The organism is Rubellimicrobium thermophilum DSM 16684, assembly GCF_000442315.1.
GTDB lineage: Bacteria > Pseudomonadota > Alphaproteobacteria > Rhodobacterales > Rhodobacteraceae > Rubellimicrobium > Rubellimicrobium thermophilum.
Genome location: NZ_KE557324.1, coordinates 327,153 through 350,178, shown reverse-complemented (window position 1 = coordinate 350,178; position 23,026 = coordinate 327,153). Strand labels below are relative to the sequence as shown.

Annotated in this window: 15 protein-coding genes and 2 pseudogenes; 11 read left to right on the top strand and 6 right to left on the bottom strand. The window is 66.0% G+C overall.

Annotated features, from left to right (window positions below; all coding sequences use genetic code 11):
- The first annotated feature begins 71 nt into the window (after window positions 1-71).
- The 4 genes from RUTHE_RS13950 to RUTHE_RS13935 all read left to right on the top strand — a co-directional run bounded on the left by RUTHE_RS13950 (window position 72) and on the right by RUTHE_RS13935 (window position 6,763).
- The gene (locus tag RUTHE_RS13950) at window positions 72-2,969 is read left to right on the top strand and encodes a BPTD_3080 family restriction endonuclease (protein WP_425413952.1); all 2,898 of its coding nucleotides are present in this window, start codon (window positions 72-74) and stop codon (window positions 2,967-2,969) included.
- Window positions 2,970-3,102: 133 nt separating this feature from the next.
- Entirely contained in the window at window positions 3,103-3,825 is a 723-nt protein-coding gene (locus RUTHE_RS13945) for an NYN domain-containing protein (protein ID WP_021099117.1), read from the top strand.
- The gene (locus RUTHE_RS13940; RefSeq protein WP_021099116.1) at window positions 3,825-5,408 is read left to right on the top strand and encodes a site-specific DNA-methyltransferase; all 1,584 of its coding nucleotides are present in this window, start codon (window positions 3,825-3,827) and stop codon (window positions 5,406-5,408) included. The genes RUTHE_RS13945 and RUTHE_RS13940 overlap by 1 nt, the downstream gene beginning before the upstream one ends.
- Before the next feature lie 245 nt (window positions 5,409-5,653).
- Window positions 5,654-6,763 carry an integrase core domain-containing protein gene (locus RUTHE_RS13935; RefSeq protein ID WP_245542253.1) on the top strand — a complete coding sequence of 370 codons (1,110 nt, stop codon included), beginning with the start codon at window positions 5,654-5,656 and terminating at the stop codon, window positions 6,761-6,763.
- Window positions 6,764-6,895: 132 nt separating this feature from the next.
- On the opposite strand, the gene RUTHE_RS13930 is transcribed toward RUTHE_RS13935, so the two are convergent.
- The gene (locus RUTHE_RS13930; RefSeq protein WP_141658980.1) at window positions 6,896-7,318 is read right to left on the bottom strand and encodes a c-type cytochrome; all 423 of its coding nucleotides are present in this window, start codon (window positions 7,316-7,318) and stop codon (window positions 6,896-6,898) included.
- Window positions 7,319-7,471: 153 nt separating this feature from the next.
- On the opposite strand from RUTHE_RS13930, the gene RUTHE_RS13925 reads away from it, so the two are divergent.
- From RUTHE_RS13925 to RUTHE_RS13905, 6 genes and pseudogenes are all read left to right on the top strand, one after another.
- On the top strand, window positions 7,472-7,831 hold the full coding sequence (locus tag RUTHE_RS13925; protein ID WP_041375645.1) for a hypothetical protein: 360 nt from the start codon (window positions 7,472-7,474) through the stop codon (window positions 7,829-7,831).
- A gap of 73 nt (window positions 7,832-7,904) precedes the next feature.
- A pseudogene (locus tag RUTHE_RS13920) lies at window positions 7,905-9,379 on the top strand (multicopper oxidase family protein).
- A gap of 160 nt (window positions 9,380-9,539) precedes the next feature.
- Window positions 9,540-11,945 (top strand): heavy metal translocating P-type ATPase, encoded by a 2,406-nt coding sequence (locus RUTHE_RS13915; protein ID WP_021099112.1) that lies wholly within the window; start codon window positions 9,540-9,542, stop codon window positions 11,943-11,945.
- A gap of 142 nt (window positions 11,946-12,087) precedes the next feature.
- A complete protein-coding gene (locus RUTHE_RS13910) occupies window positions 12,088-12,573 on the top strand; it encodes a DUF411 domain-containing protein (RefSeq protein ID WP_013654524.1) in 486 nt (161 codons plus the stop codon).
- Between the two features lie 165 nt (window positions 12,574-12,738).
- Window positions 12,739-13,149 (top strand): hypothetical protein, encoded by a 411-nt coding sequence (locus tag RUTHE_RS16535; protein ID WP_141658977.1) that lies wholly within the window; start codon window positions 12,739-12,741, stop codon window positions 13,147-13,149.
- Between the two features lie 131 nt (window positions 13,150-13,280).
- A complete protein-coding gene (locus tag RUTHE_RS13905) occupies window positions 13,281-13,742 on the top strand; it encodes a hypothetical protein (RefSeq protein ID WP_021099111.1) in 462 nt (153 codons plus the stop codon).
- Here the strand turns inward: RUTHE_RS13905 and RUTHE_RS13900 are convergent.
- Window positions 13,700-14,632 carry an IS5 family transposase gene (locus RUTHE_RS13900; protein ID WP_021099110.1) on the bottom strand — a complete coding sequence of 311 codons (933 nt, stop codon included), beginning with the start codon at window positions 14,630-14,632 and terminating at the stop codon, window positions 13,700-13,702. The two genes, RUTHE_RS13905 and RUTHE_RS13900, sit on opposite strands and share 43 nt — an antisense overlap.
- Before the next feature lie 65 nt (window positions 14,633-14,697).
- Here RUTHE_RS13900 and copM point away from each other — a divergent pair, with 65 nt between their 5' ends.
- On the top strand, window positions 14,698-15,891 hold the full coding sequence (gene copM / locus RUTHE_RS13895; RefSeq protein ID WP_425413951.1) for a CopM family metallochaperone: 1,194 nt from the start codon (window positions 14,698-14,700) through the stop codon (window positions 15,889-15,891).
- A 517-nt stretch (window positions 15,892-16,408) separates the two neighbouring features.
- On the opposite strand, the gene RUTHE_RS13890 is transcribed toward copM, so the two are convergent.
- The 4 genes and pseudogenes from RUTHE_RS13890 to RUTHE_RS16705 all read right to left on the bottom strand — a co-directional run.
- Window positions 16,409-18,331 carry a DUF2793 domain-containing protein gene (locus tag RUTHE_RS13890; RefSeq protein ID WP_021099108.1) on the bottom strand — a complete coding sequence of 641 codons (1,923 nt, stop codon included), beginning with the start codon at window positions 18,329-18,331 and terminating at the stop codon, window positions 16,409-16,411.
- 11 nt (window positions 18,332-18,342) lie between these two features.
- Window positions 18,343-22,307: pseudogene (locus tag RUTHE_RS13885) on the bottom strand (baseplate multidomain protein megatron).
- A 10-nt stretch (window positions 22,308-22,317) separates the two neighbouring features.
- Complete coding sequence (locus tag RUTHE_RS13880; RefSeq protein ID WP_021099106.1) at window positions 22,318-22,764, bottom strand: NlpC/P60 family protein; 447 nt, start codon at window positions 22,762-22,764, stop codon at window positions 22,318-22,320.
- Window positions 22,761-23,026 (bottom strand): phage BR0599 family protein (locus tag RUTHE_RS16705; protein WP_021099105.1); only part of this gene is annotated, 266 nt, incomplete at its 5' end. The genes RUTHE_RS13880 and RUTHE_RS16705, both read right to left, overlap by 4 nt.

Sequence of the window (23,026 nt, the reverse complement as noted above, 5' to 3'; positions counted from 1 at the left end):
GAGGCCTTCGCCGAGATCGACAAGGAGGAGATCGACCCCATTCTCAGCATAACCACGAAAGCCGCCTGATCATGCCCTCAGGCCATCCAGGAATTTACACCAGCTTGACGGACGTGACCGATGACGATCTGTCGACTGCGGATCAAGAATACAACCCCACCCCGATCATCAACGAGGTCCGGGGTTATGTCGAAACGTGGCGCAATCTTCCGAACCCTGACCAATGGCTGGTGACGCCGGAAACAGCCCGGCTGCTGCAACATTGGAGGCACCACAAGTTCGAGGGCGTCCGCCCCTTCTTCTGCCAGATCGAGGCCGTTGAAACCGCGATATGGTTGACCGAGGTCGCCCCGAAGATGGGGCCGCGCGTCGCCAAGTTCTGGGCGCACATCAAGGGGGCCAACGAGCAGGCCAATCCCGAACTGATGCGCATTGCGCTGAAGCTCGCGACCGGGGCGGGCAAGACCACCGTCATGGCGATGCTGATCGCCTGGCAGACGGTGAACGCCGTGCGTCACCCGAACAGCAAGCAGTTCTCCAGTCGCTTCCTGATCGTCTCGCCTGGTATCACCATCCGGGACCGGTTGCGTGTGCTGCTGCCGAACGACCCCGAAAACTACTACCGTTCGCGCGAGATCACGCCGCCCGACATGCTGCGCGACATTCAGGCGGCGAAGATCGTCATCACCAACTATCACGCTTTCAAGCTGCGCGAGAAACTGGTGATCGCCAAAGGCACAAGGCAGGCGCTGGAGGGCTGGCGCGGCGAAAAGGTCCAGACGCTGGAGACCGAAGGCGAGATGATCCAGCGGGTCATGGGCGACCTGATGGGCCAGAAGAACATCGTCGTTCTGAACGACGAAGCACATCACTGCTATCGCGAGAGGGTGAAGGACGCCGTCGGCGAGACCGAGGACGATCTGAAAGGTGACGAGAAAAGCGAGGCCAAGGAGAACAACGAGGCTGCGCGACTGTGGATTTCCGGTCTGGAAGCAGTCAAGCGGAAGCTCGGCATCAGCCTCGTCTACGACCTGTCGGCCACGCCATTCTTCCTTCGAGGCTCAGGATATATCGAGGGCACGCTGTTTCCCTGGACGATGTCCGACTTCTCGCTGATGGACGCCATTGAATGCGGGATCGTGAAACTGCCGCGCGTGCCGATCGCCGACAACGTGCCAGGCGGCGACACGCCCAAGTTCCGCAACCTCTGGGACCACATCGGCAAGAAGCTTCCCAAGAAGGGACGTGCGGCAGGCAAGGCGCTCGATCCGTTCAGCCTGCCGGTCGAGCTTCTGACCGCTCTGGAAGCCCTTTACGGTCATTACGAAAAGACGTTCCAGCTTTGGCAGGACAAGGGGATCGGCGTTCCGCCGGTGTTCATCGTCGTCTGCAACAACACGGCGACGTCGGAACTGATCTACAAATACATCTCGGGCTTTGAGCGGGTCAGCGACGACGGCACCAAGACCACCCTTGAGAATGGCCGCCTTGCCCTTTTCCGGAACTATGACGACTTCGGCAATCGTCTTGCTCGCCCGAACACGATCCTGATCGACAGCGCGCAGCTGGAATCCGGCGAGGCACTCGACAAGGACTTCCGCGAGATGGCGGCTGTCGAAATCGAGCAGTTCAAGCGCGAACTGGTCGAGCGGACGGGCGACATCACAGCCGGCGACAAGATCGACGAAGCCACCCTTCTGCGCGAGGTCATGAACACCGTCGGCAAGAAGGGGCGCTTGGGCGAACAGATCCGCTGTGTGGTCTCGGTCTCCATGCTGACCGAAGGGTGGGATGCCAACACCGTCACTCACGTGCTTGGAGTCCGCGCCTTCGGCACGCAGCTTCTCTGCGAACAGGTGATCGGCCGCGCGCTGCGCCGCCAATCCTACGAGTTGAACGACGAGGGGCTGTTCAACGTCGAATATGCCGATGTTCTGGGCATCCCCTTCGACTTCACCGCGAAACCGGTGATCTCCCCCCCGGCGGCGCCTCGCGAGACCGTCCGCGTCCACGCGGTCAAGCCCGACCGCGACGCGCTGGAAATCACCTTCCCCCGCGTCGAAGGCTACCGGGTCGAACTGCCGGATGAACGGCTCGAGGCCAACTTCGGTCCCGATCATGTCCTGGAACTGACGCCGCAGCTGCTCGGCCCTTCCATCACCACCAACCAGGGCATCATCGGCGAAGGCGTGGACCTGACGCTCGAGCATCTGGAGGACATGCGCCAGTCCACCATCCTGTTCCACCTGGCACGGCACCTTCTCTACACCAAGTACCGCGATCCCGGAGAAGAACCGAAGCTGCACCTTTTTGGCCAACTGAAGCGCATTACCCGCCAGTGGCTGGACGGCGGCTACCTGAAATGCACCGGCGGCACCTATCCGGCACAACTGGTCTACAAGGAAATCGCCGACATGGCGGCCGAGCGGATCAAGGCGGCCATCACCGAAACGCTGAAGGGCGAGAACCAGATCAAGGCGATCCTCGACGCCTACAATCCCACCGGCACGACCGCCTACGTCAACTTCACCACGTCCAAGGCGCTGCGCTGGCAGACCCGCCCCGACAAGTCCCATGTCAACTGGGTCGTCTGCGACAGCGACTGGGAGGCCGAGTTCGCCCGCGTCGCCGAAAACCACCCCCGCGTGCTGTCCTACGTCAAGAACCAGGGGCTTGGCCTCGAGGTGCCCTACCTCTCCGGCTCCACCCCGCGCAAATACCTGCCCGACTTCATCGTTCGCATCGACGACGGCAAGCCCGACCCGCTGAACCTGATCGTCGAGATCAAGGGCTTCCGCGGCGAGGATGCGAAGGACAAGGCGAACACCATGCGCGCCTACTGGGTGCCGGGCGTCAACAACCTCGGCAAGTTCGGGCGCTGGGAGTTTGCCGAGTTCACGGCTGTCTACGAGATGGAGGCCGAGTTCGCCAGGCTGATCGACGGTCTTGCGTCTCGGGAGGTTGCGTGATGCGCTGCGCGGTTGACGGATTCGCAAGAAAAGTTACATACAAGGGCATCCGCCCCTTGGCAGTACGCTGTGTTCCTAGCGATCACGAACGCAGCCGACCCCTTGGGGCTTACGTCGTTTTGGGGGCCACCGCATGAGCAAGGTGGCGATCCTCATAGACGGCGGCTATTTCCTCAAGCGCCTGCCGACCGTGTTCCAGCAGGCCAAGCCGGGCGACCCCGAGTCGGTCGCCTGGGCGCTGCGCCGCCTGATCGCATCGCACCTGAAATCCCGCAACCGGATCGAGAAGCTGCCGCACGAGCGCGCGCTGCTTTACCGCTCTTTCTTCTACGACGCGAAACCCTATCTCGGGAAAGAGCATCGCCCCGTCTCGGGCAAGTCCATCGACTACGCCCGCAGCGACGAGGCGAAGTTCCGGCTTGCCCTCCATGACAGGCTGCGGCGCATGTCGCATATGGCCGTCCGCCTGGGCGAGGTGCGGCGCGAACGCGGCTGGATCCTTCGAGAGGACGCCCAGAAACGCCTGCTGAAAGGCGAGATCGCCGTCGCCGATCTGGCCGACGACGATTTCACCCCCGGCCTGCGACAAAAGGCGGTGGACATGCGCATCGGCACCGACATCGCCTCGCTGACGCTCAAGCGGCAAGTGGATACGATCATCCTCGTCGCCGGCGACAGTGACTTTGTCCCGGCATCGAAGCTGGCGCGGCGCGAAGGGGTGAAGGTCATTCTCGACCCGTTGTGGCGCAGCGTCGCGCCGGAGCTTTTCGAACATATCGACGGGCTGCAAAGCGGCTTCGCCAAACCGGGAACCGCCGCCGCAGGCCAGGTCGAGCAGGAACAGGATATCGAGTGATGGCCAAGAAACCCATCGAGGTCGAAACCCTCACCCACGACGCCACGCGCAAGAACATCCCGACGGCGGAGTTCGAAAGCCTGATGCGCGATCAGGACAAGACGCCCATTCAGCTCGCCTACGAACGCCGCAACCGCGACCTCGACCCGCAGCTCGTCTGGCGCGGCAAGGATGAACAGGACTGGTCCGACCTGATCGTGCAGGCGCCCCCCCTCTACATCCAGGAAAAGGTCCACCCCAAGGTCATCATCGACGACCTGAGGCGCGACAGCGCCCGCCGCCGCGCGGCCGAGGCGCCGCCGCAGCCCGACCTCTTCGCCGATTTCAACGGTCTGCCCGATGCCGAGGCCGCGACCGAGTTCTACCAGCACGATCAGCACTGGTCGAACCGGATGATCGTGGGCGACAGCCTGTCGGTGATGGCGTCACTCGCCGAGCGGGAAGGCCTGCGCGGTCAGGTGCAGTGCATCTATTTCGACCCGCCCTATGGCATCAGGTTCAACTCCAACTTCCAGTGGTCCACTACCTCGCGCGATGTGAAGGATGGCGACCGCACCCATGTGACGCGCGAACCCGAACAGGTCCGCGCCTTTCGCGACACCTGGAAGGACGGCATCCATTCCTACCTGACCTATCTGCGCGACCGGCTGACCGTGGCGCGCGATCTGTTGGCCGAGAGCGGCAGCATCTTCGTGCAGATCGGCGACGAGAACGTCCACCGTGTGCGGGCGCTGATGGATGAGGTGTTTGGGGAGGGTAATTTCGTTAGCCAAGTTGTCTTAAAGACAACGAGTGGCGCGGGAAGCCCGAGCGGCGGGACGCTGACCCTTGCAAGTGTTTACGACACAGTTCTTTGGTATGCACGGGACAAATCAAAGGTCAAATACCGACAGCTTTATTTCGAGAAATCGAATATGACGACCGCTTTTCTTTACAAGCGGATCATGGACCTCAGCGGTTTAGACCGAGCTGCGAGCGTTGAAGAACTTACTGGTGATACAACATTGCCTGAAGGATCAGGGCTGTTCCGCCCTGATAACCTAACAAGCCAAAGCTCTCCAGAAAGCGCCACCTTCAAGGTCGACTACCGCGGGGTCTTGTCTGGGCCGGGCAAAGGTGGCTGGAAAACAAATCCGACCGGGATGCAAAGGCTTAAATACTCTACTCGCATCTACGCGACAAAGAACGGCTCCTATCAGTATATAAGGCGACTGGATGACTTCAACGTCGCGCCGATCAACAATGTCTGGACTGATGTTGGCACCGGTTCATTTACTGCAGACAAGATCTATGTCGTTCAGACCAACCAGAAGATTATCGCCCGCTGCATCCTGATGACCACCGACCCAGGCGATCTGGTGCTCGATCCCACCTGCGGCTCTGGCACCACGGCCTATGTCGCCGAACAATGGGGGCGGCGCTGGATCACCATCGACACCAGCCGCGTTGCCATCGCCCTTGCCCGCTCCCGCCTGATGGGCGCGCGCTATCCCTATTACCTCCTCGCCGACAGCCCCGAAGGGCAGAAGAAGGAGGCCGAGGTGACGCGCACCGTCCCCAAGTCCCGGAGGGGATGGGTCTGACGTCGAACCTTCTCTGCCATATAAGCCATTGTTTTATATGACGCTGGTGATGGTTTGAATGGTCATCTGGTTCAGGCGCGACTGGCAGCGAAACGGATGATCGGGGCTATTATGGCTTCATGGAGAGATCGACTGACCTGCCCGCTGCGGCGCGCCGTGGATTCACGACGGCCATCACCCGTCCCGCGCGTTTTTGGCCTTCCTGAGAGGGGTGCCAAAATGTAGGCACGTCTCATCGCATTGACATGACGGCAATTTTTTTAAGCGCCGTGGTGGAGCCCGGCAAGATGAATTCGACGTTTTCCCTCCTTCTGGTCTTCCTGGCCCGGTTCTTCATGCCGCGGCACAACGCGCAGATGCGGCTGCTCAAGGCCCAGATCCATATTCTCCGGGCCCGCATCCCGGCGCAAAGGATCATCCTGTCGCCCGCCGAGAAATCCGAGCTGCTGCGCATCGGGGCGGAGTGCGGACACGATATCGACGGGCTTATGGAGGTGGCCAGGCCCGCGACCTACAAGCGCTGGCTTGCCCAGATGCGTGATGGGCGCGCCTTCAAGGCCGTGGGCAGGCCGCGCCTGACGCAGGAGCTGCGCGACGTCGTCATTCGCATCGGCTCGGAAAATCTCCTCTGGGGCTACAAGCGGATCGCCGGGGAGCTGAAAAAGCTCGGGCTCTATGCCGGCGCCAACTCGGTCAAGCGCATCCTCGATGAGGCGGGCATCCACCCCAGCCCCGAGAAGCGGAAGAAGAAGCCGGCCCTGCCGTGGACCACCTTCGTCAGGGCGCATATGGAAAGCATGGTGGCCTGCGACTTCTTCACCAAGACTGTGCTTACCGCCCGCGGGCCGCTGACGGCCTATGTGCTGATCTTCATCCATCTCGGCAGCCGCCGCGTGTTCTGCAGCACCCCGACCTACGCCCCCGACTCGGTATGGGTAACCCAGCAGGCCCGCAATACGCTGATGTGGTGCGCGGACCAAGAGATCACGCCGGATTTCCTGATCCGCGACGCCGACACCAAGTTCAGCGCCAGCTTCGATGCCGTCTGGGCGTCGGAAGCTGCCCGGGTCATCCAGATCCCGCACCGGGCGCCGAACGCCAATGCCTTCGCGGAATCCTTCATCGGCACCATCAAGCGCGAATGCCTGGATTTCTTCGTCTGCTTCAGCCGGTCGCAGCTCGACTATATCCTGCGCACCTGGGTGCGCCATTACAATGTCGAGCGCCCGCATCGCGGGCGCGAGATCGGCAACAACGTGCTTCAGGTCGATTTCCGCCCCGCCCGTGACGGGCCGATCTGCTGCCGGCGCCAGCTCGGCGGCATCGTTACCTCCTACACGCGCGATGCGGCGTGATCCGTGGTTCGAGAGCGAGCCGCAGAAAGCTTGACGGCTTTGACGCCGAGGGCATCCGCCAGAGCGACTCCATTTGGAACCATCAGTGCGTCAGCCCGCTGACCATATTGCCGGGCCGTTGCTCCCGGACCTTCAGTCCCGGCGTGAAACTTCACTCTGATATCGACGCTCACGTTCGGGCCAGGTGCTCCTGATGAAGGCAAGAACCGCCCGGATTTCCGCATCGCTCAGCACACGGGCAAACCCGGGCATGTCGCTTTCATAGCCGCCCCCGACGACAGCGGCGGTGCCTTCCTTCACGATGCGGAACAGAAGTTCGTCGGGGTGATGCCAGGTGTGGCCGCTGGCATCGTGTGGTGGTGCAGGCAGGCGGCCGGAGGGCAGCGGGGATTGCCAGTCCGGCTGTCCTTCCAGCGATGCCCCGTGGCACGATGCACAGTGATCGGCATAGAGTCCGCGCCCGGCCTCGATCGTCCTGGTGGAGTCAGCGCTTGTCGCGTGCTTCTTGCCGAATTGCCAGATGAACAGGAGCGCAAGGGAGAGCGATACTGCCATCACAAATACCAGATGTGTTCTGGAAATCCCGCGCAATCGCTCCTCCGAATCTTCCGTCATGGATCACGATCATCACGATTTCGTTCATGTGGGCGCAAGCCTGCGGCATTGGCGGCAATGGACAATTGCGACCGGTCTTCCTATCTTCGTCGCATGTTTGGTCGCATCGTCGCCCTTCTCGTCGTCCTGTCTTTCGCCGTCGTCACGGCGATGACGGCGGCGCATGCGGCGCGCACGATGCTGGATGGCACGATGGCGGCCGCCCATGACAGCCACATGATGGTGAAGCCAGATACCGGCAGCGCCGATTGCGGAACGGGATCGGATTGCGGCACCAGCGATGCCGCCGCCTGTGCCATGGCCTGTGCCGGTGTACCCGGCGTCATCGCGTCTGTTCCGGACGCGGCAATCGAGGATCGCCCGCGCGCCGCCCATACCCTGCCGGTTGACATGGATGCTCCCGGGCAGGGTCCGGGCCTGAACGAACGACCTCCCAAGATCCGTCTCCTTTGATCTCGCCCCGGGCCCTCGCCCGCGGCGGCCCATCGGACCTGACATGCGGGACGGCAGTCCCGAGGAGACGAACATGAACAATCTTACCCGTCGCGGCTTTCTGGCCGCAGGCGCTGCCGTGCTGGCAGCCGCCCATCTTCCCCGTGCCGCCTATGCCGAGGCGGCCCCACTCGCCTTGACCGCAACCCGCAGGACGCTCGACATCGGCGGGCGGGCGGCCACGGTCTTCGCCTTGCCGGCCCCGGCGGTCAGGGGCTGACCCTCGATCCCGGCCAGCGGTTCCGGGTCGATCTGAAGAATGATCTCGACGTCCCGACCATAATCCATTGGCACGGGCAGATCCCGCCCAATGCCCAGGATGGCGTGCCCGACATGCCGCTGCCGCTCATCGCGCCGGGTGAGACGCGGTCCTTCGATTTCGCCCCGCTGCCCGGCACCTTCTGGATGCACAGTCATGTTCCGCTGCAGGAAATGCAACTGCTGGCCGCTCCACTGATCGTGCGCGCTCCCGAGGATCTGACCGCCGACCGGCAGGAGGTCGTGCTGTTCCTGCACGATTTCTCGTTCAAGACCCCCGAGGAGGTGCTGGTGGAGATCGGCGCCGGCGGTGGCGGCAGCCACGGGGGGCACGGCGACGGGATGCAGGCCATGGGGTCCGGCATGATGGGCATGGGCGCGATGCAGCGGATGGACCACGGCTCCATGGGCGGCATGGCGATAGGCGGCATGGCCATGGACCTGAACGATTACGACTGGGACGCCTATCTCGCCAATGACCGCACGCTTGCCGACCCGGAGGTGGTGGCGGTGGAGCGCGGCGGGAGGGTACGGCTGCGCGTCATCAACGCCGCCGCCGCGACGGTGTTCTGGATCGACACCGGCGCCGCCCGGGCGCGGCTGATCGCCGTGGACGGGCATCCGGTGCAGCCCGTCGCGGGCAATCGCTTCGGTCTTGCCATGGGGCAGCGCCTGGACCTCGACATCGACTTGCCAGCCGAAGGCGGCGCCTGGCCGATTCTGGCGCTGAGGGAAGGCGCACGCGAACGCACCGGCCTGATCCTCGCTACGCCGGGGGCCGCAGTTCGGCGCGTCGAGAGCCTCGCCGACACCGATACCCCCGCCTTTGACACCGATCTGGCACAGGAGTCGCGGCTGATGGCTGCCGATCCGCTGACCGAGCGTCCGGTCGATCGCAGCCAGATACTGATGCTGGATGGCCAGATGCAGCCCTATGTCTGGACGATCAACGGCGCCACCTGGGGTGAGCACAGGCGGGTCACTGCGAAGTCGGGCGAGCGGGGGGTGCTGTCCTTCCACAACATGTCGATGATGGGGCACCCGATGCACCTGCACGGCCATGTGTTCCAGGTCGTCGGCCTGAACGGACGGCGCGTCGCGGGTGCCCGGCGCGACACCGTTTATGTGCCGCCGATGTCGATGGTCGATATCGCGCTCGACGCAGGCGAGGCGGCACGCTGGATGCTGCACTGCCACCACATGCCGCATCTGGCCAGCGGCATGATGACCGAGTTCGCGGTCAGCACATGACCGCGCAAGGCCGAGGGCGCCGCATGTCAGCGCCCCTCGGCGGAGAACCTGCAACGGGCAATATTTCAAGCTTCCCGATCGCCTCTTGACCTTCCAGCGGTTGGAAAGCGCAGAACAGGTGAAACGCAAGCTCAGGATGAAACGCCGAGGAGGCGTGGAAATGACCAGCAAGACCGAACACGATCACCAGAAACATGCGCACGCTCGTTCGACCCACGGGCATGTGCACGATCACGCGCAAGACCATGCGGCCGCCGCGCCGGACACAGCCCACAAGGTCAAGGACCCGGTCTGCGGCATGATGGTCGATCCCCACACGACCGCGCACAAGGCCGAGCATGGCGGCCGGCCCTATTACTTCTGCTCGGCCGGATGCCGAACGAAGTTCTTGGCAGACCCGGACCGCTATCTGGATCCGGAACCGGCGACCGAGAAGGCCGAGCCGGTTCCGGAGGGGACGATCTACACCTGCCCGATGCACCCCGAGATCCGCCAGGTCGGACCGGGGTCATGCCCGATCTGCGGCATGGCGCTGGAGCCGGTGCTGGTCAGCCTGGAGGCCGGACCCAATGAGGAACTGATCGACATGACGCGCCGGTTCTGGATCGGGCTGGCGCTGACGATTCCAGTGGTGATCCTCGAAATGGGCGGCCATTTTCTTGGCCTGACTCACTATATCGGCCAACTGACCTCGAACTGGTTGCAACTGATCCTCGCAACGCCGGTCGTGCTATGGGCTGGTTGGCCGTTCTTCCAGCGCGGCTGGCAGTCGCTGGTCAACCGCAGCCTCAACATGTTCACCCTGATCGCCATGGGCACCGGGGCGGCGTGGATCTACAGCGTCGTCGCCACGCTGGCGCCCGGCATCTTTCCCGACGCCTTCCGAGAGCACGACGGCTCGGTCGCGGTCTATTTCGAGGCGGCGGCGGTCATCACCGTCCTAGTCCTGCTCGGGCAGGTGCTGGAACTGCGCGCGCGCGAGAGCACCAGCGGCGCGATCCGCGCGCTCCTGGACCTTGCCCCCAAGACCGCCCGGATCATTCGTGACGACGGCACCGAGGAGGAAGTTCAGCTCGACAGTGTGCAGGTCGGCGACCGCCTGCGGGTGCGTCCCGGCGAGAAAGTGCCCGTCGATGGCGAGGTGCTGGAGGGCCGCAGCGCCGTCGATGAATCGATGGTGACGGGCGAGTCGATGCCGGTGACCAAGGAGGTCGGCGCCAAGGTCATCGGCGGCACCATGAACCAGTCGGGCGCGCTGGTGATCGAGGCGAAGAAGGTCGGCCGCGACACCATGCTGTCGCAGATCGTCCAGCTCGTCGCCGAGGCGCAGCGAAGCCGCGCACCGATCCAGCGCCTCGCCGATCAGGTCTCCGGCTGGTTCGTGCCGGCGGTGATCCTGGTCGCCATCCTCGCCTTCGTCGCCTGGTCGATCTGGGGGCCGGAGCCGCGCTTCTCCTTCGGTCTCATCGCGGCGGTCTCGGTCCTGATCATTGCCTGCCCCTGCGCGCTGGGGCTGGCGACGCCGATGTCGATCATGGTGGGCGTCGGGCGCGGCGCGCAGGCGGGGGTGCTGATCAAGAACGCCGAGGCGCTGGAGCACATGGAGAAGGTCAACACCATCATCGTCGACAAGACCGGAACCTTGACCGAGGGCCGGCCCGCCGTCACCGCCATCGTGCCGGCGGCGGGCTTTACCGAAGGTGAGGCGCTGCGCCTTGCCGCCAGCGTCGAACGCGCGAGCGAGCATCCCCTCGCGCTTGCCATCGTTCGCGCGGCGGACGAACGCGGGATCGCGGCCGCGCCGGTCGCGGATTTCGATTCGCCCACCGGCAAGGGCGCCTATGGCACGGTCGAGGGCAAGCGCATCGCGCTTGGCAACGCAAAATTCCTCGCCGAACATGGGGTCGATGTCGCGCCGCTGGCCGATGAGGCCGACCGGCTGCGCGAGGACGGGGCGACCGCGATCTTCATGGGCGTCGATGGTCGCGTCGCGGCAATCTTTGCCATCGCCGATCCAGTCAAGCCCTCGACGCCCGAGGCGCTGGCCGCGCTCAAGGCGCAAGGCATCCGTGTGGTCATGCTGACGGGGGACAACTGGACGACGGCGAAGGCCGTCGCCCGCCGGCTCGGCATCGACGAAATCGAAGCCGAGGTTCTCCCCGATCAGAAAAGCGCGGTCGTCGCGCGGCACAAGGCGGCGGGCGAGGTGGTGGCGATGGCCGGCGACGGCGTCAACGACGCGCCGGCGCTGGCTGCCGCCGATGTCGGCATCGCCATGGGCACCGGCACCGATGTGGCGATGGAAAGCGCTGGCGTCACCCTGCTCAAGGGCGATCTCAACGGTATCGTCCGCGCCCGCCGGCTGTCGGAAGCGGTCATGGGCAACATTCGCCAGAACCTGTTCTTCGCCTTCATCTACAACGCGCTTGGCGTGCCGGTCGCGGCGGGGGTGCTCTATCCGTTCTTAGGCATCCTGCTGTCGCCGATCATCGCCGCTGCCGCCATGGCGCTGTCCTCGGTCAGCGTGATCGCCAATGCCGCCCGGCTGCGGAGGGTGAAGCTGTGATCGCCGTGCGGCATCAACAGCCGAACCCGCGCACGCACATGCCGACGTCGTGCCGCGGCAGATGCGTACCTGCTCACCCCTTCGTGCGTCGCGCCCCGACCGTGACGGCGAGACAATGCAATCCATGAAACGAGGTTTGACGATGAGAAACGATCACAACATTAGCCGGCGCACCATTCTGGCCGCTGTCGGAGTGCTGCCCTTGCTGATGTCGATGCCGGGGCGGGGACATGCCGAAGCGCTGCCGCTGGTGAGCGTCAGCAAGGATCCGTCCTGCGGCTGCTGTGACGGCTGGGTCGCGCATATCGAGGCGGCGGGGTTCCCTGTGCGGGTGGTGGAGTCCGCCGACATGGACAGCCTCAAGCAACGCCTCGGCGTGCCGGCCGATCTGGCATCGTGCCACACCGCCGAGGTGGGCGGCTATGTGGTCGAGGGCCATGTCCCCGCCGAAGCAATCCGCCGCCTTCTGTCCGAGCGGCCCGAGGCGACAGGGCTGGCCGTTCCCGGCATGCCCGCCGGTTCGCCTGGCATGGATTTTCCGGGCGTGGATCCCGAACCCTACGAAGCGTTCCTGTTCGGCCAGACCACCCGCAGCTTCGGGCGCTTCCTCGGTTCACGGGAAATCTGACACAGGCAGGCCCGACATGACCGCCCAGCTTGCGCATGATCGAAAGCAGCACCTGGCCGAGGCGACTTGCCTCCGTCAGCGGAGCGGTCTCGTCACGGCTGGTGGCGCGCGGCGGGAACGCGGCAACGCATCGGTCTCGCGGGGCACCGAGAAGGCAGGTGGCGCATGAGCGAGCGTGCACGAGTTGCTTTTCGGGCGGGGTATGGCCGATTGCGCCAGGTTGCAGTCTGCATCCTGCTGCTTGCCATCGGCGCCCTGGTTCTGCAGGCGCCGGCACATGCCGGCCCAGCCGGACACGCCATCCACCAGCAACAGAGCGCCGCCACGGCAGGCCACTGCACCCAGCATCACATGCTGGTTGACCATGGCGCTGGTTCAACTGCTGGCTGCGTCAGTGCTGACAGCGGCGTCAGTCTGGTGGACTGCTGCCAAGCCTGTCTGATCGCCGCCGTTCCCGTCGAGCCGCCGGCGTTGGGCGTATCCGCAAGTAGTGAGGTTTTTCTCTGTCTGCGCCGTAACTTCTGCGGGCGATCCCCCGCAGGAATCCTGAAGCCGCCCCGTCTGATCGCGGCGTGAGCGCCGGGAATTGTCGGGAGATCCCGAGATGTCTCCGGCCGCCCCGCGCCAACCCGAGAAACCGACGAACAGAACGGAGAACCGCGTCCGCGAATCCGGGCCGGGGCTCTCGGAACCAAAGGATGAAATCAATGAATCGAACCGTAATCGCCCTTTGCGCCAGCATCCTCTCCGGCCTGGCGGGCGCTGCCTTCGCTCAGGCCGAGCATGACACCCACCACCCGGCAACCCCGCCCGCACAGGCGGAGCAGGTGCCCGCGCCGACGCCTCCCACAGGCCACATGCCCCACATGCAGGGCATGACCGGCATGCAAGGGATGATGCCCGAGCAGTGCCGGGCCATTATGCAGGCCATGACTCCTGAATGCATGGGCGCGATGCAGCAGATGATGCAGGGCGGGATGATGGCCACGCCGCACGCCGAGGCGGCTCCGGCGAATGAAAGCCTTCCCGACTTCACTCGGGCCAATATCGAGGCCATGGATGCGATGCACGGGGCTCTGTTGCGCAAATGGCCTGATGGCCGGAGTTCCCCTTTCCCTGGGCAGCCCTATGCCACGGCCTCGGTGACGGGTGTGCCGAGGGCGGTGTAGCCGTTCAGGACGGCCACACGGACATGGAGCTCGGCGACCTGGCGATCGAAGTCGCGAGCCATGAGGCGCTGGCCCAAGAGTTTCACGCAATTCATCTTGGTCTCCGCGCGGCTTCGGCGGTGGTAGCCGCTCCATCGTCGCCAGAGCGCACGGCCGAGGTATCTTGAGGCCCGCAGCGCTTCGTTGCGGGCGACCGCTCCAGCCGTAGCGGCTTTCCACGGCTTGGCATTCCGGCGCGGGGGTATGACGGCAGCGGCCCCGCGCTCGGCGATGGCGTCATGGCACTTGCGGGTGTCGTAGGCCCCATCGGCGGTGACGCTGGCGATCTCCTGATCGGCGGGGATCTGGTCCAGCAGCTCGGGCAGCATGGGCGCGTCACCCACGTCGCTGCTGGTGACCTCGATGGCCCGGACCTCCAATGTGTGCTCGTCGATCCCGATGTGGATCTTGCGCCAGATGCGGCGCTTCGGGCCGCCGTGCTTGCGCGCGTTCCACTCCCCTTCACCTGCGACCTTGATCCCCGTGCTGTCGACCAAGAGGTGCAACGGACCTTGCGAGCCGCGATAGGGGATGTTGACCTTCAACGCCTTCTGGCGACGACACAACGTGCTGAAGTCGGGCACCTTCCAGTCCAGCCCGATCAGTCGGAGCAGGCTCTCAACGAAGCCTGTTGTCTGCCGGAGCGCCATGCCGAACAGCACCTTCATCGTCAGGCAGGTCTGGATCGCGGCGTCACTGTAGCTGGGCTGCCGCCCGCGCTTTCCCGTGGGGGTGGCCTCCCAGGTCATCGCAGGGTCGAACCAGATCGTGAGCGACCCGCGGCGCTTCAGCGCCTCGTTGTAGGCTGGCCAGTTCCGGGTCTTGTAGGTCGGGGGCGTCGGTCGGCTCATGCCGCCCGGCTACCATACTGGATTCGCAAGATGAATCCCCTCAGGCCCTTTGTGCAACAGAGCCGATGCACGGACCGATGATGGACGGCGTCATGGCCGACGATCCGGATGTCGCCTTCGTCCGGGGCATGATCCCGCATCATCTGGGTGCGATCGACATGGCCAGGATCGTCCAGCAATATGGGGACGATCCGCAAACGAAAGAATGGGCCGCCCAGATCATCGCGGCGCAGGAGCGCGAGATCGCCGAAATGCAGGCCTGGCTGACGGCGAATGCCGGCGAGGCGTCGGCACCCTTGGGTCAGACAGGTGGAACCGTCTATTCCGCCAATGAAGGCGGCAACTCGATCAGCGCCATCGACCTCGGCACCGGAGCGGTCGACACCGTCTCGATCCCGGTCGCTCCTCACAACGTCGATCTGACCCCCGATGGCAAGCTGCTGTTGGCGGTTGGCGAGCCTGCTGCCGGCGGAGATCATGGCGCGGACGGGCACGGGCATGGCGCGGAAGGCGCGGCCGAGGGTCTGCTGGTCATTTTCGATCCGCAGAACATCGCCGTGCCCAAGGCGACCGTCGCCGTGGGCTCCCACCCGGCGCATGTTGTTGCGGACCGGCTGGGGCGCGCGTTTGTCGCGCTGTCGGGCGGCGACGAGATCGCGGTGGTTGATCTCGAAAAGGCCGAGGTCATCGGGCGCATTGCGACGGGCGACTATCCGCACGGCCTGCGGCTTAGCCCGGATGAAACCGAGCTCTATGTGGCCAATGTCGAGGACGGATCCGTGTCCGTCATCGACACGCAGGCGCTCTCCGAGGTTGCGCGCATTCCGGTGGGCGCAGCGCCGGTCCAGGTCGGCTTCACGCCTTCGGGCGCTCAGGTCTACGTCTCGCTTCGGGACGAAAACCGTGTGGCGGTCATCGACACCTCTACCCGCGAGGTGACGGACAGGATCGATGTCGGGCCGAATCCGATCCAGATGTTCGCGACCCCGGACGGAGCCTATGTCTATGTGGCCAACCAGGGCACCGACGCGGAGCCGAACGACACCGTGTCCGTGATCGACACCGCGACGGGTCAGGTGGTGAAAACCCTCACCACCGGTGGCGGCGCACATGGCGTCTCGGCATCGGCGGACGGTGCCTTGGTGTTCGTGACCAACATCGCCGATGACAGCGTGTCGATCATCGACGTCGAGAGGCAGGAAGTGGTGAGCACGGTGCCGGTCGGCGATCGTCCGAATGGCATCGTCTACGGCGGATGAGCCGTTGAGCAATCGGCGCCGGGGATCTCTCCGGCGCCAGTCGTCGGCCGGGGACTGAGCGCGACTCCCGGCCGCCGTCGAAGATCTTGAACTTGATGATGATGCCGGTCAGCAGCGCCAGCACTACGCCGGCCGAGATCCCTGCACGCTGTCGGGGTGCTGCTCGCGCTGCTTGCCCCGCCGCTGCAGCGAGCAGCAATCCAATGGTCTGGTCGTGGGTATTGGGGCTGAATCGGCTGCAATTGACTGAGCTGCTTGGCGCGACAAGTTCACAACTTGTCACTGCTGGCATCGGTGAAGCCTAGAAGGTGCAGGGTGCACAATTGTGCCCATCGCCGCACGGGACAGATGTGGCATTGCCGTGCCACCATTCCGGCGCAGCGAATCCCTGCCGCTCTTTGAATCTGTGAACCTGTGATCCGGGCCGGGCGTGTCGCTCCGGTCGAGGCGTCTGGCGCTTCCCGATGCGATGCCGCCCGGCCCGGCATTCACACACGCTGGCGTTCATGCCTGCAGATCAAAAGTCCGTCTCGACATAGACCCCGGCACAGTCATAGGCGACCGCGGCGGCTGTCGTGCCTGTATTGAGAAAGAGGCGCGGCGAAAGGAACTGCGTGTTTGCAGGCAGGTCGGCGGTGATCTCCTGCTCGAACACAGCGCCGGACACCTCGTCAACCACCCGCACCCAGACGGAACTGCCGTTCGGCGGTGCCGCGATGAGCAGCGTCAGTACCCCGCCCGTGGCGATGGAGAAGGACGCGCCCATGTCGGTGAGTGTCGGTGCGCCGGTGCCGTCGTTCGCGACCAGCTGCCAACGGGTGTGGGTGCCACGCTGGAAGCCGATGCCGATGCAGTTGATGGCGGCGGCCAGCGTCAGGGTGGTCGCCAGCGCGGCGGTGGAGCCGTAGAGGCCGAAGAAGCCCATGCCGGTCGCCTGCAGCGTCGTGAGCGAAATCCGCGTGACGAAAGTCCAGCCGCCCAGCCCCGCCGCATTGCCGCGCCAGCAGGCCCAGCCTGCTGATCGCTGGTCGGCGGCCGAATCCACCACCGCCGCCGAAGTCAGGCGCCAGCGGCGCATCGAGGCGGCGAGGTTCGTGGCGGCCAGCGTCGGGTGCGAGACGGTGCCGACGGACGTGATGGGCAGGCCCTCGCTGTTGATCGTGGTGCCGGTCGAGGGTGACCAGTTGGCGATCCGGTTCACCCCGAAATGCGGCTGCAGCGCGAAGTCGCGGCCGGACGGACGCATGACATCGATCCACGGCGCTCCGGCCCGGTTGCGGGCATAGATCGCCGCCTTGCCTGCGGAAGGTGGGGTCGGCGCTGCATTGAGGCCGGGCAGGACCGTGGGCTGCGGCAGTTCCACTTGGCCGCTGCTGCGGTCGACGCGGATGGCGTCATAGAAGGCCGAGCCATCGGGGCTGACCTTGAAGCTGAAGTCGTCATTGCCGAGGAGACCGATCAACGCTCGGGCCGAAAACCCGGTCTTGAAGGCGAAGGCGGCGTCGTTCGCCGGGGCGGCCTTGTTCACTGTCGCCTCGATACCCGCGCCGGCGTTGTTCAGAAGCACTGCGGGGGTGTTCACGGACAGCCGGTTATAGCTGTCGGCCGTCGCCCCGCCGAGGCCCAGCAGCTGCGCGCTGAGGTTGGCCTGGGGCATGCCGACCTGCGTCACGGCATTGGCGAAGGTCACGGTCGGCGTATTGATGACCGTCGTACCGTTTGCGCCCGAGGTGGCCGAGCCGATGTTGACGACGGTGGTCGATCCGGACGCGCCGCCGACTCCGATGTTCACGGTCTTTGTGACCCCGGTCGTCGTCGCGCCGGTGCCCAGCCCATAGGTCGCGGTGCCCGTCGCCGTGCCGATGGTTGCGGTCGCGGCGGCGACCGTGACCGTGCCTGAGGCGGTCAGTGAGCCCGAGAAGGTCTTGTTGCCGGTGAAGGTCTGGGTGCCCGCCAGGATCGCCAGCTCCGAGGAGGTGTTCGGCAGGGTGAAGCTGCGGGTGGTCCCTGCGCTGATCCCTGCCAGCGAGAAGGTGGCCTTCTTCGTGGGATCCGCATCGTTCACCAGGCTGAACACCGCATCGGACACGTCGCGGGGCTCGCCCACCACCTCCCAGGCCGCGCCGGTCCAGACGAGGAACAGCCCCTCGGCCGCGATCCAAGTGATCCAACCGGGGCGCGACACGAGGCGGATCCACGCGCCATCGATCCAGAAGGCGATGTTCAGGTCCCAACCGGCCCAGAGGCCGGTGGCTCCCGAGGCCACCAGATGCCGGTCCCCATCGGCGGGGCTCGCTGGCGGCGCGGTGCGCGTGCGGTCGAGCACCGACAGCTGCACCATGGCGTCCAAGAGGCGCAGGGCCTCATTGTGGGTGACATGCTTCTGCGCCTGAGCCGCCAGCAGATACGGCAGTCCCAGATGGGTCGTGGTGTCGGACATGGGTCGTCCCTTCAGAACAAGAGGGTCACAGTCGCGGGCGTGCCGCGGCCGAGGCGGTTCGAGAGCTGGTAGATGCGGATCGCCAGCGTCTGACCGGGGCCAAGCGGCGTGCCCCAATCGGCGGTCTGCTGGGCGGCGGTGTAGAGGACGGAGGTCGTGATGCTGGTGAGCGTCCTCTTGACCAAGGCCCCGTCGATGATCTGGATGTCGTAGCTCTCAGAATCCTCAGCCAGCGGCACCTCGACCTGTTCCCAGGCATCGGCCACCAGCGCGCGCGACCGCCGCGTCCAGCGGAGGATCAGATCGCCCGGGTTGCGCGCCGCGCGCCATGGTTGTTCGACATGAACCGGGGCAAAGGGCACAAGGCCGCGCCCGGTCGGCGTGAAGCTCTGCGCCACATAGGTCTCGTCGCTGACCGGGCGGCTCGCCGGGCCGATGCGCCAGTTCCAGGGGAGCCCGAGATCGGCCTCGGCGATCGGCAGGAACGCCAGCGCGGCGTCCAGCACTACCACCCGCGCGCCAGCGGGCGCCGGGTTGCCGATGGCGGCCTCGGTCCCGCGCTGGCCGCGCAGGAGCCGGGTCAGGCGATACCGGCCGGGCGCGAGCAGGTCCGCCGCGCCTGCCTGCACGATCTCCCACTGGCCAGTGGCACTTTCCACTGCCAGCGCGTTGGCGCCGCCGAACAGCGTCAGGTCGGTCACGCTCTCCAGCGTTCCGGTCAGCAGATCGACCACCAGCGCATTGCCGAGGTCGAAGCGCGACGTCGGCCCCGCGTAAAAGTCCGAGACCAGAGCCCCGATCCGGGCGCGGCTGCCTAACGTGGTCAGCAGCTCAAAGCCATCGGTCGAGGGGCTGCGGAACACCGCCATCTCACCCGGCCAGGGAACCGCGTGCGCGGCGACCAGCGGCCGATGCGCGGGCTGGTCCTCGGTCAGCTGCGGCAGGTCCATCAGCACCGCGTCTGGCGCGCCGAACACCACGGCCCGCGTCAGCGAGGCCGCGGGGGGATCGCCGGGCGGCAGGTCGTAGGTCGCCCGGTCCTGGAACACCGCCTCGATCCCGCGCGCCTCGGCGTCGGCGATGGAGACGAGCCGCAGATCGACCAGCCGCCCGTCATGCGCCAGCCGGATCGCATCGGTCGGATCGAGCGCCAAGTGCGACGGCGGCAGACGGAACGCCGCCGTCTCGCGGCCGACCCACGCCTCCATCAGCGCGCGGCGGCAGCGGCGCTCGGCTTCCTCGGGCGGCACCGCCATCGGGAAGCTCTCCGAGGCGATCCGGGTCGTGTCGACCGTGATCCGCCGCGCCTCGACGAGGGCCGCGTCGTAATCCTCGTCGGCGCGGGCGACCTGCCACTTCAGCGCCTGCGGCAGTTCGGTCTCCTGGCCGCGCGTCAGTTCCAGCACGTCGCCCTCTCGGGCCGCCACCAGATCGTCGGGCGCGAGGGTGGCGACGGAGGCCCGGCCACGCATGATGAAACGGATCACGCCCTCGGTCTCCACCGCGTCGAAGCCGAAGTGGCGCGACAGCGTGGTGATCGACGCGCGCGGACTCTCCAGCGCCGTGATGGCGTAGCCCTCGACCGCGCCCCAGAGGCCGGTGACGTCGATGCGATCTTCGGGCAGCCCGGCGCGCAGGCAGAGGTGCCGGACCAGTGCCGCCAGCGACACCGCGCCGAGCCGACCGGTCAGCCAGTGCCCGAGCCGCCAGTTCGCGCCGTCGGTCCAGACGTCGGTCAGCGCCGGAAAGAACGGATAGGGCCGTGCGTCCCAGGTCCAGGCGGCGCATTCCGGTGCATGCACCATCCGGCCGCCGTAGACCGAGGACACCGGGTTGTTCGCGGCCTCGCCCCACCAGAGGTACGTCGCCTCGAGATAGGCGCGCTGGATGGCGTCATCGCGCCAGCCCCGCGAGAAATGCGGCGTGAAGCTCTCGGAGGACTTCGGGTCGAAGAAGACGTTGGGCTGGTTGGTCCCCCGGTCGATGGCGGGACAGCCCAATTCGGTGAACCAGATCGGTTTGGACTGAGGCGCCCACGCCGTCGGCGTCCCGCTCTCCACGCCAGCGGGGCGGTCGTAGTGCGGGTTCGACCACCAGGCGCGCAGATCCTTGTAGCGGAAGACCCACGGCTTGCCCGCCGCACCGTCGGTGATGGGCATCCGGACCTGCGCGGAGCGGTCGGCTGCGCTGGCGTAGAACCAGTCGAAGCCCTCGCCGCCGACGATGTTCGCCTGCAGGTAGGCCCGGTCGTAGATCGCGGGCCAGCCTTCAGCCGCGTCCGCATGCTCGAAGCCGTCGCGCCAGTCCGACAGCGGCATGTAGTTGTCGATCCCGCGAAATCGATCTCCGGGTCGGCCCAGAGCGGATCGAGGTGAAAGAACACGTCGCCGCTGCCGTCGCCCGGCTGGTGCCCGAAATACTCCGACCAGTCCGCAGCATAACCGATCCTGGTGCCGGACCCGAGGATCGAGCGCACATCCGCGAGCAGATCCCGATACGCCTGCACCGCCGGATAGGTGCTGGCGCCCGAGCGGATCGTCGTCAGCCCCGGCATCTCGGTGCCGATCAGGAACGCGTCCACCCCACCCGCCGCGGCACAGAGATGGGCGTAGTGCAGCACCATTCGGCGCAGGCCCCAGTCGCCGGATGGCCCGGTCCAGCTGACGCTCTCGCCTGAGACGCTGAAGCTCGCGGGCGTCGCCGCGCCAAACAGCGCCGCGACTTGGCTTGCGGCCGTGGCGGTCTTGTCTACGGTCCCCGTGAAACCCGCCGCGGGAGAACAGGTGATCCGCCCCCGCCATGGGAACACGGGCTGGCCCACCTCGGCGGCGTTGTCGGAATAGGGGTTCGGCAGCGTGTTGCCCTGCGGCACGTCCATCAGGATGAACGGATAGAAGGTGACGCGCAGCCCGCGGGCCTTCATCTCCTGGATCGCCTGCACCACGGCGAAGTCGGACGGCGTGCCGCCGTAGACCGGGCGATCCTGATCGTCGCGGCTCACGAGGAAGGCGCTCGCGCGGCTCACGCCATTGACTGACCAGCTGGCAGGCGTGGTCGACTTGGCCGACACCTCGACGCCCGGCCGCACCTTGCAGGATCCCGCGCGCAGATCGTCGCCGAACCAGGCGACGACGAGGCTGACGCTCTCGACCGCAGGCGCCATCGCCTGCAGCCGGTCGAGCGCCTCCACCATGTCGGTGGAGTCGGCCAGCGCGTTCAGGTTCTCGGGCACCGTCGCGCCGCCATCGGTCTTGCGGATGGCCTGCGTGGCGTAGGTGAACTCGCCCGAGGCCGGAATCATGGTGACGGCGCGGGTCAGCCCCTCGGCGGTGTCGGGATCGGCGAGAGGCCGGAACACCTCGAACGAGAGCTGCGGCAGGCGGTTGCCGTAGGTGGAGAGCGCGAGTTCCTCGAAGACCACGTAGGCCGTGCCCCGATAGGCAGGAGTGCTGGCTGTGCCCATCTTTGCGGCGATGAACGGGTCCGCCGTCTGCGTCTCGTCGCCGGGATACCAGCGCCAGGTGAGGCCGGAGAGGTCCATCGGCTTGCCGTCGGCCCAGATGCGGCCGATGCCGGTGATCGGCCCCTCGCAGAGCGCCACGGCGAAGGAGGCGTAGTAGAGATACTCGGTCGTCTTGACCTTGCCGCCCCCGCCGCCCTTGCCGCCGCCTTGGGTAGTGGTCTTCGTCTCCTCGCGAAAATCGGTCGCCCAGATGATGTTGCCGCCCATCCGCATGCGCCCATAGAGCCGCGGGATCACCGCGCCTTCGGTGGCCGAGGTGATGCGCAGCGTGTCGAGCCGCGCGCCCTCGATGCGCTGCGTCGGCGCCAGCGACGAAATGATCCAGCTGTCGACGACCGAGCCGATGCTGGAGCCGATGAAACCGCCGATGGTCGCGGCGCTGACGCCGAGGATCGCGCCGCCGATCGAACCGCCAATGGCGGCGCCAGCGGCACCGAGAACGAGGGTGGCCATGTCCGGGGTCTCAGCGTTGCGGGAACAGGAAGGCGAAGGCGATGCGTCGCCGCCAGGATGGCGTGAGCGGTTCCTCGATCACGCCGAGCCGCTCATAGGCGTGGAGGAAGGTGTCGGGTCCGGTAAGGATCCCGACATGCTTGGCGATCGCGTGTGGCTTCATGCGGAAGAGGACCAGCGCGCCGGGCCCGGCCGCCGCCGGTTCCACCTCGATCATCATGCGACGCGCCCCCTCGGCCAGAACCTCGCGCGGCCCTGTCTCGCCCCAGTCGCGACTGTAGGCCGGGATCGGAAACGGCTCGGGGCCGACGACCTCGCGCCAGACGCCGCGGGCGAGCCCGAGGCAGTCGCAGCCGACGCCGCGCAAACTCGCCTGGTCGTGGTACGGCGTGCCCAGCCAGGCCCGCGCGATGGCGATGACGCGCGCGGGGTCGGCCAATGCGAGGGGTTGCGTCACAGTACGCCTCCCTCGTGGCCGCCATCCTTGGTGGCGTAGCGCAGCACCGAGTCTTGGCCGGGGATGTGCGGGAAGCCGCGGAAATTGACGGTGTTGGCGAACTTGGCGCCGCAGGTCTCCATGCGCTTGTCGCAGCCCGCACGGATGATGAAGGCGTCGCTCTCGATGATCGCACGCACCGGCGCTTCGAGCAGGGTCAGCACGGCGACGCCATCCGTGACGTCATGGCCCAGTACTTCGGTGCGCCGCCCCGCGTTTGCGC

What these genes read in the sequence shown, in the direction of transcription:
- RUTHE_RS13915 (WP_021099112.1), top strand. Translation starts at nt 9,540, where the DNA reads ATGACCAGCAAGACCGAACACGATCACCAGAAACATGCGCACGCTCGT.
- RUTHE_RS13935 (WP_245542253.1), top strand. Translation starts at nt 5,654, where the DNA reads ATGACGGCAATTTTTTTAAGCGCCGTGGTGGAGCCCGGCAAGATGAAT.
- RUTHE_RS16535 (WP_141658977.1), top strand. Translation starts at nt 12,739, where the DNA reads ATGAGCGAGCGTGCACGAGTTGCTTTTCGGGCGGGGTATGGCCGATTG.
- RUTHE_RS13905 (WP_021099111.1), top strand. Translation starts at nt 13,281, where the DNA reads ATGAATCGAACCGTAATCGCCCTTTGCGCCAGCATCCTCTCCGGCCTG.
- RUTHE_RS13950 (WP_425413952.1), top strand. Translation starts at nt 72, where the DNA reads ATGCCCTCAGGCCATCCAGGAATTTACACCAGCTTGACGGACGTGACC.
- RUTHE_RS13930 (WP_141658980.1), bottom strand. Translation starts at nt 7,318, where the DNA reads ATGGCAGTATCGCTCTCCCTTGCGCTCCTGTTCATCTGGCAATTCGGC.
- RUTHE_RS13910 (WP_013654524.1), top strand. Translation starts at nt 12,088, where the DNA reads ATGAGAAACGATCACAACATTAGCCGGCGCACCATTCTGGCCGCTGTC.
- RUTHE_RS13940 (WP_021099116.1), top strand. Translation starts at nt 3,825, where the DNA reads ATGGCCAAGAAACCCATCGAGGTCGAAACCCTCACCCACGACGCCACG.
- RUTHE_RS13890 (WP_021099108.1), bottom strand. Translation starts at nt 18,331, where the DNA reads ATGTCCGACACCACGACCCATCTGGGACTGCCGTATCTGCTGGCGGCT.
- RUTHE_RS13945 (WP_021099117.1), top strand. Translation starts at nt 3,103, where the DNA reads ATGAGCAAGGTGGCGATCCTCATAGACGGCGGCTATTTCCTCAAGCGC.
- copM (WP_425413951.1), top strand. Translation starts at nt 14,698, where the DNA reads ATGCACGGACCGATGATGGACGGCGTCATGGCCGACGATCCGGATGTC.
- RUTHE_RS13925 (WP_041375645.1), top strand. Translation starts at nt 7,472, where the DNA reads ATGTTTGGTCGCATCGTCGCCCTTCTCGTCGTCCTGTCTTTCGCCGTC.
- RUTHE_RS13900 (WP_021099110.1), bottom strand. Translation starts at nt 14,632, where the DNA reads ATGAGCCGACCGACGCCCCCGACCTACAAGACCCGGAACTGGCCAGCC.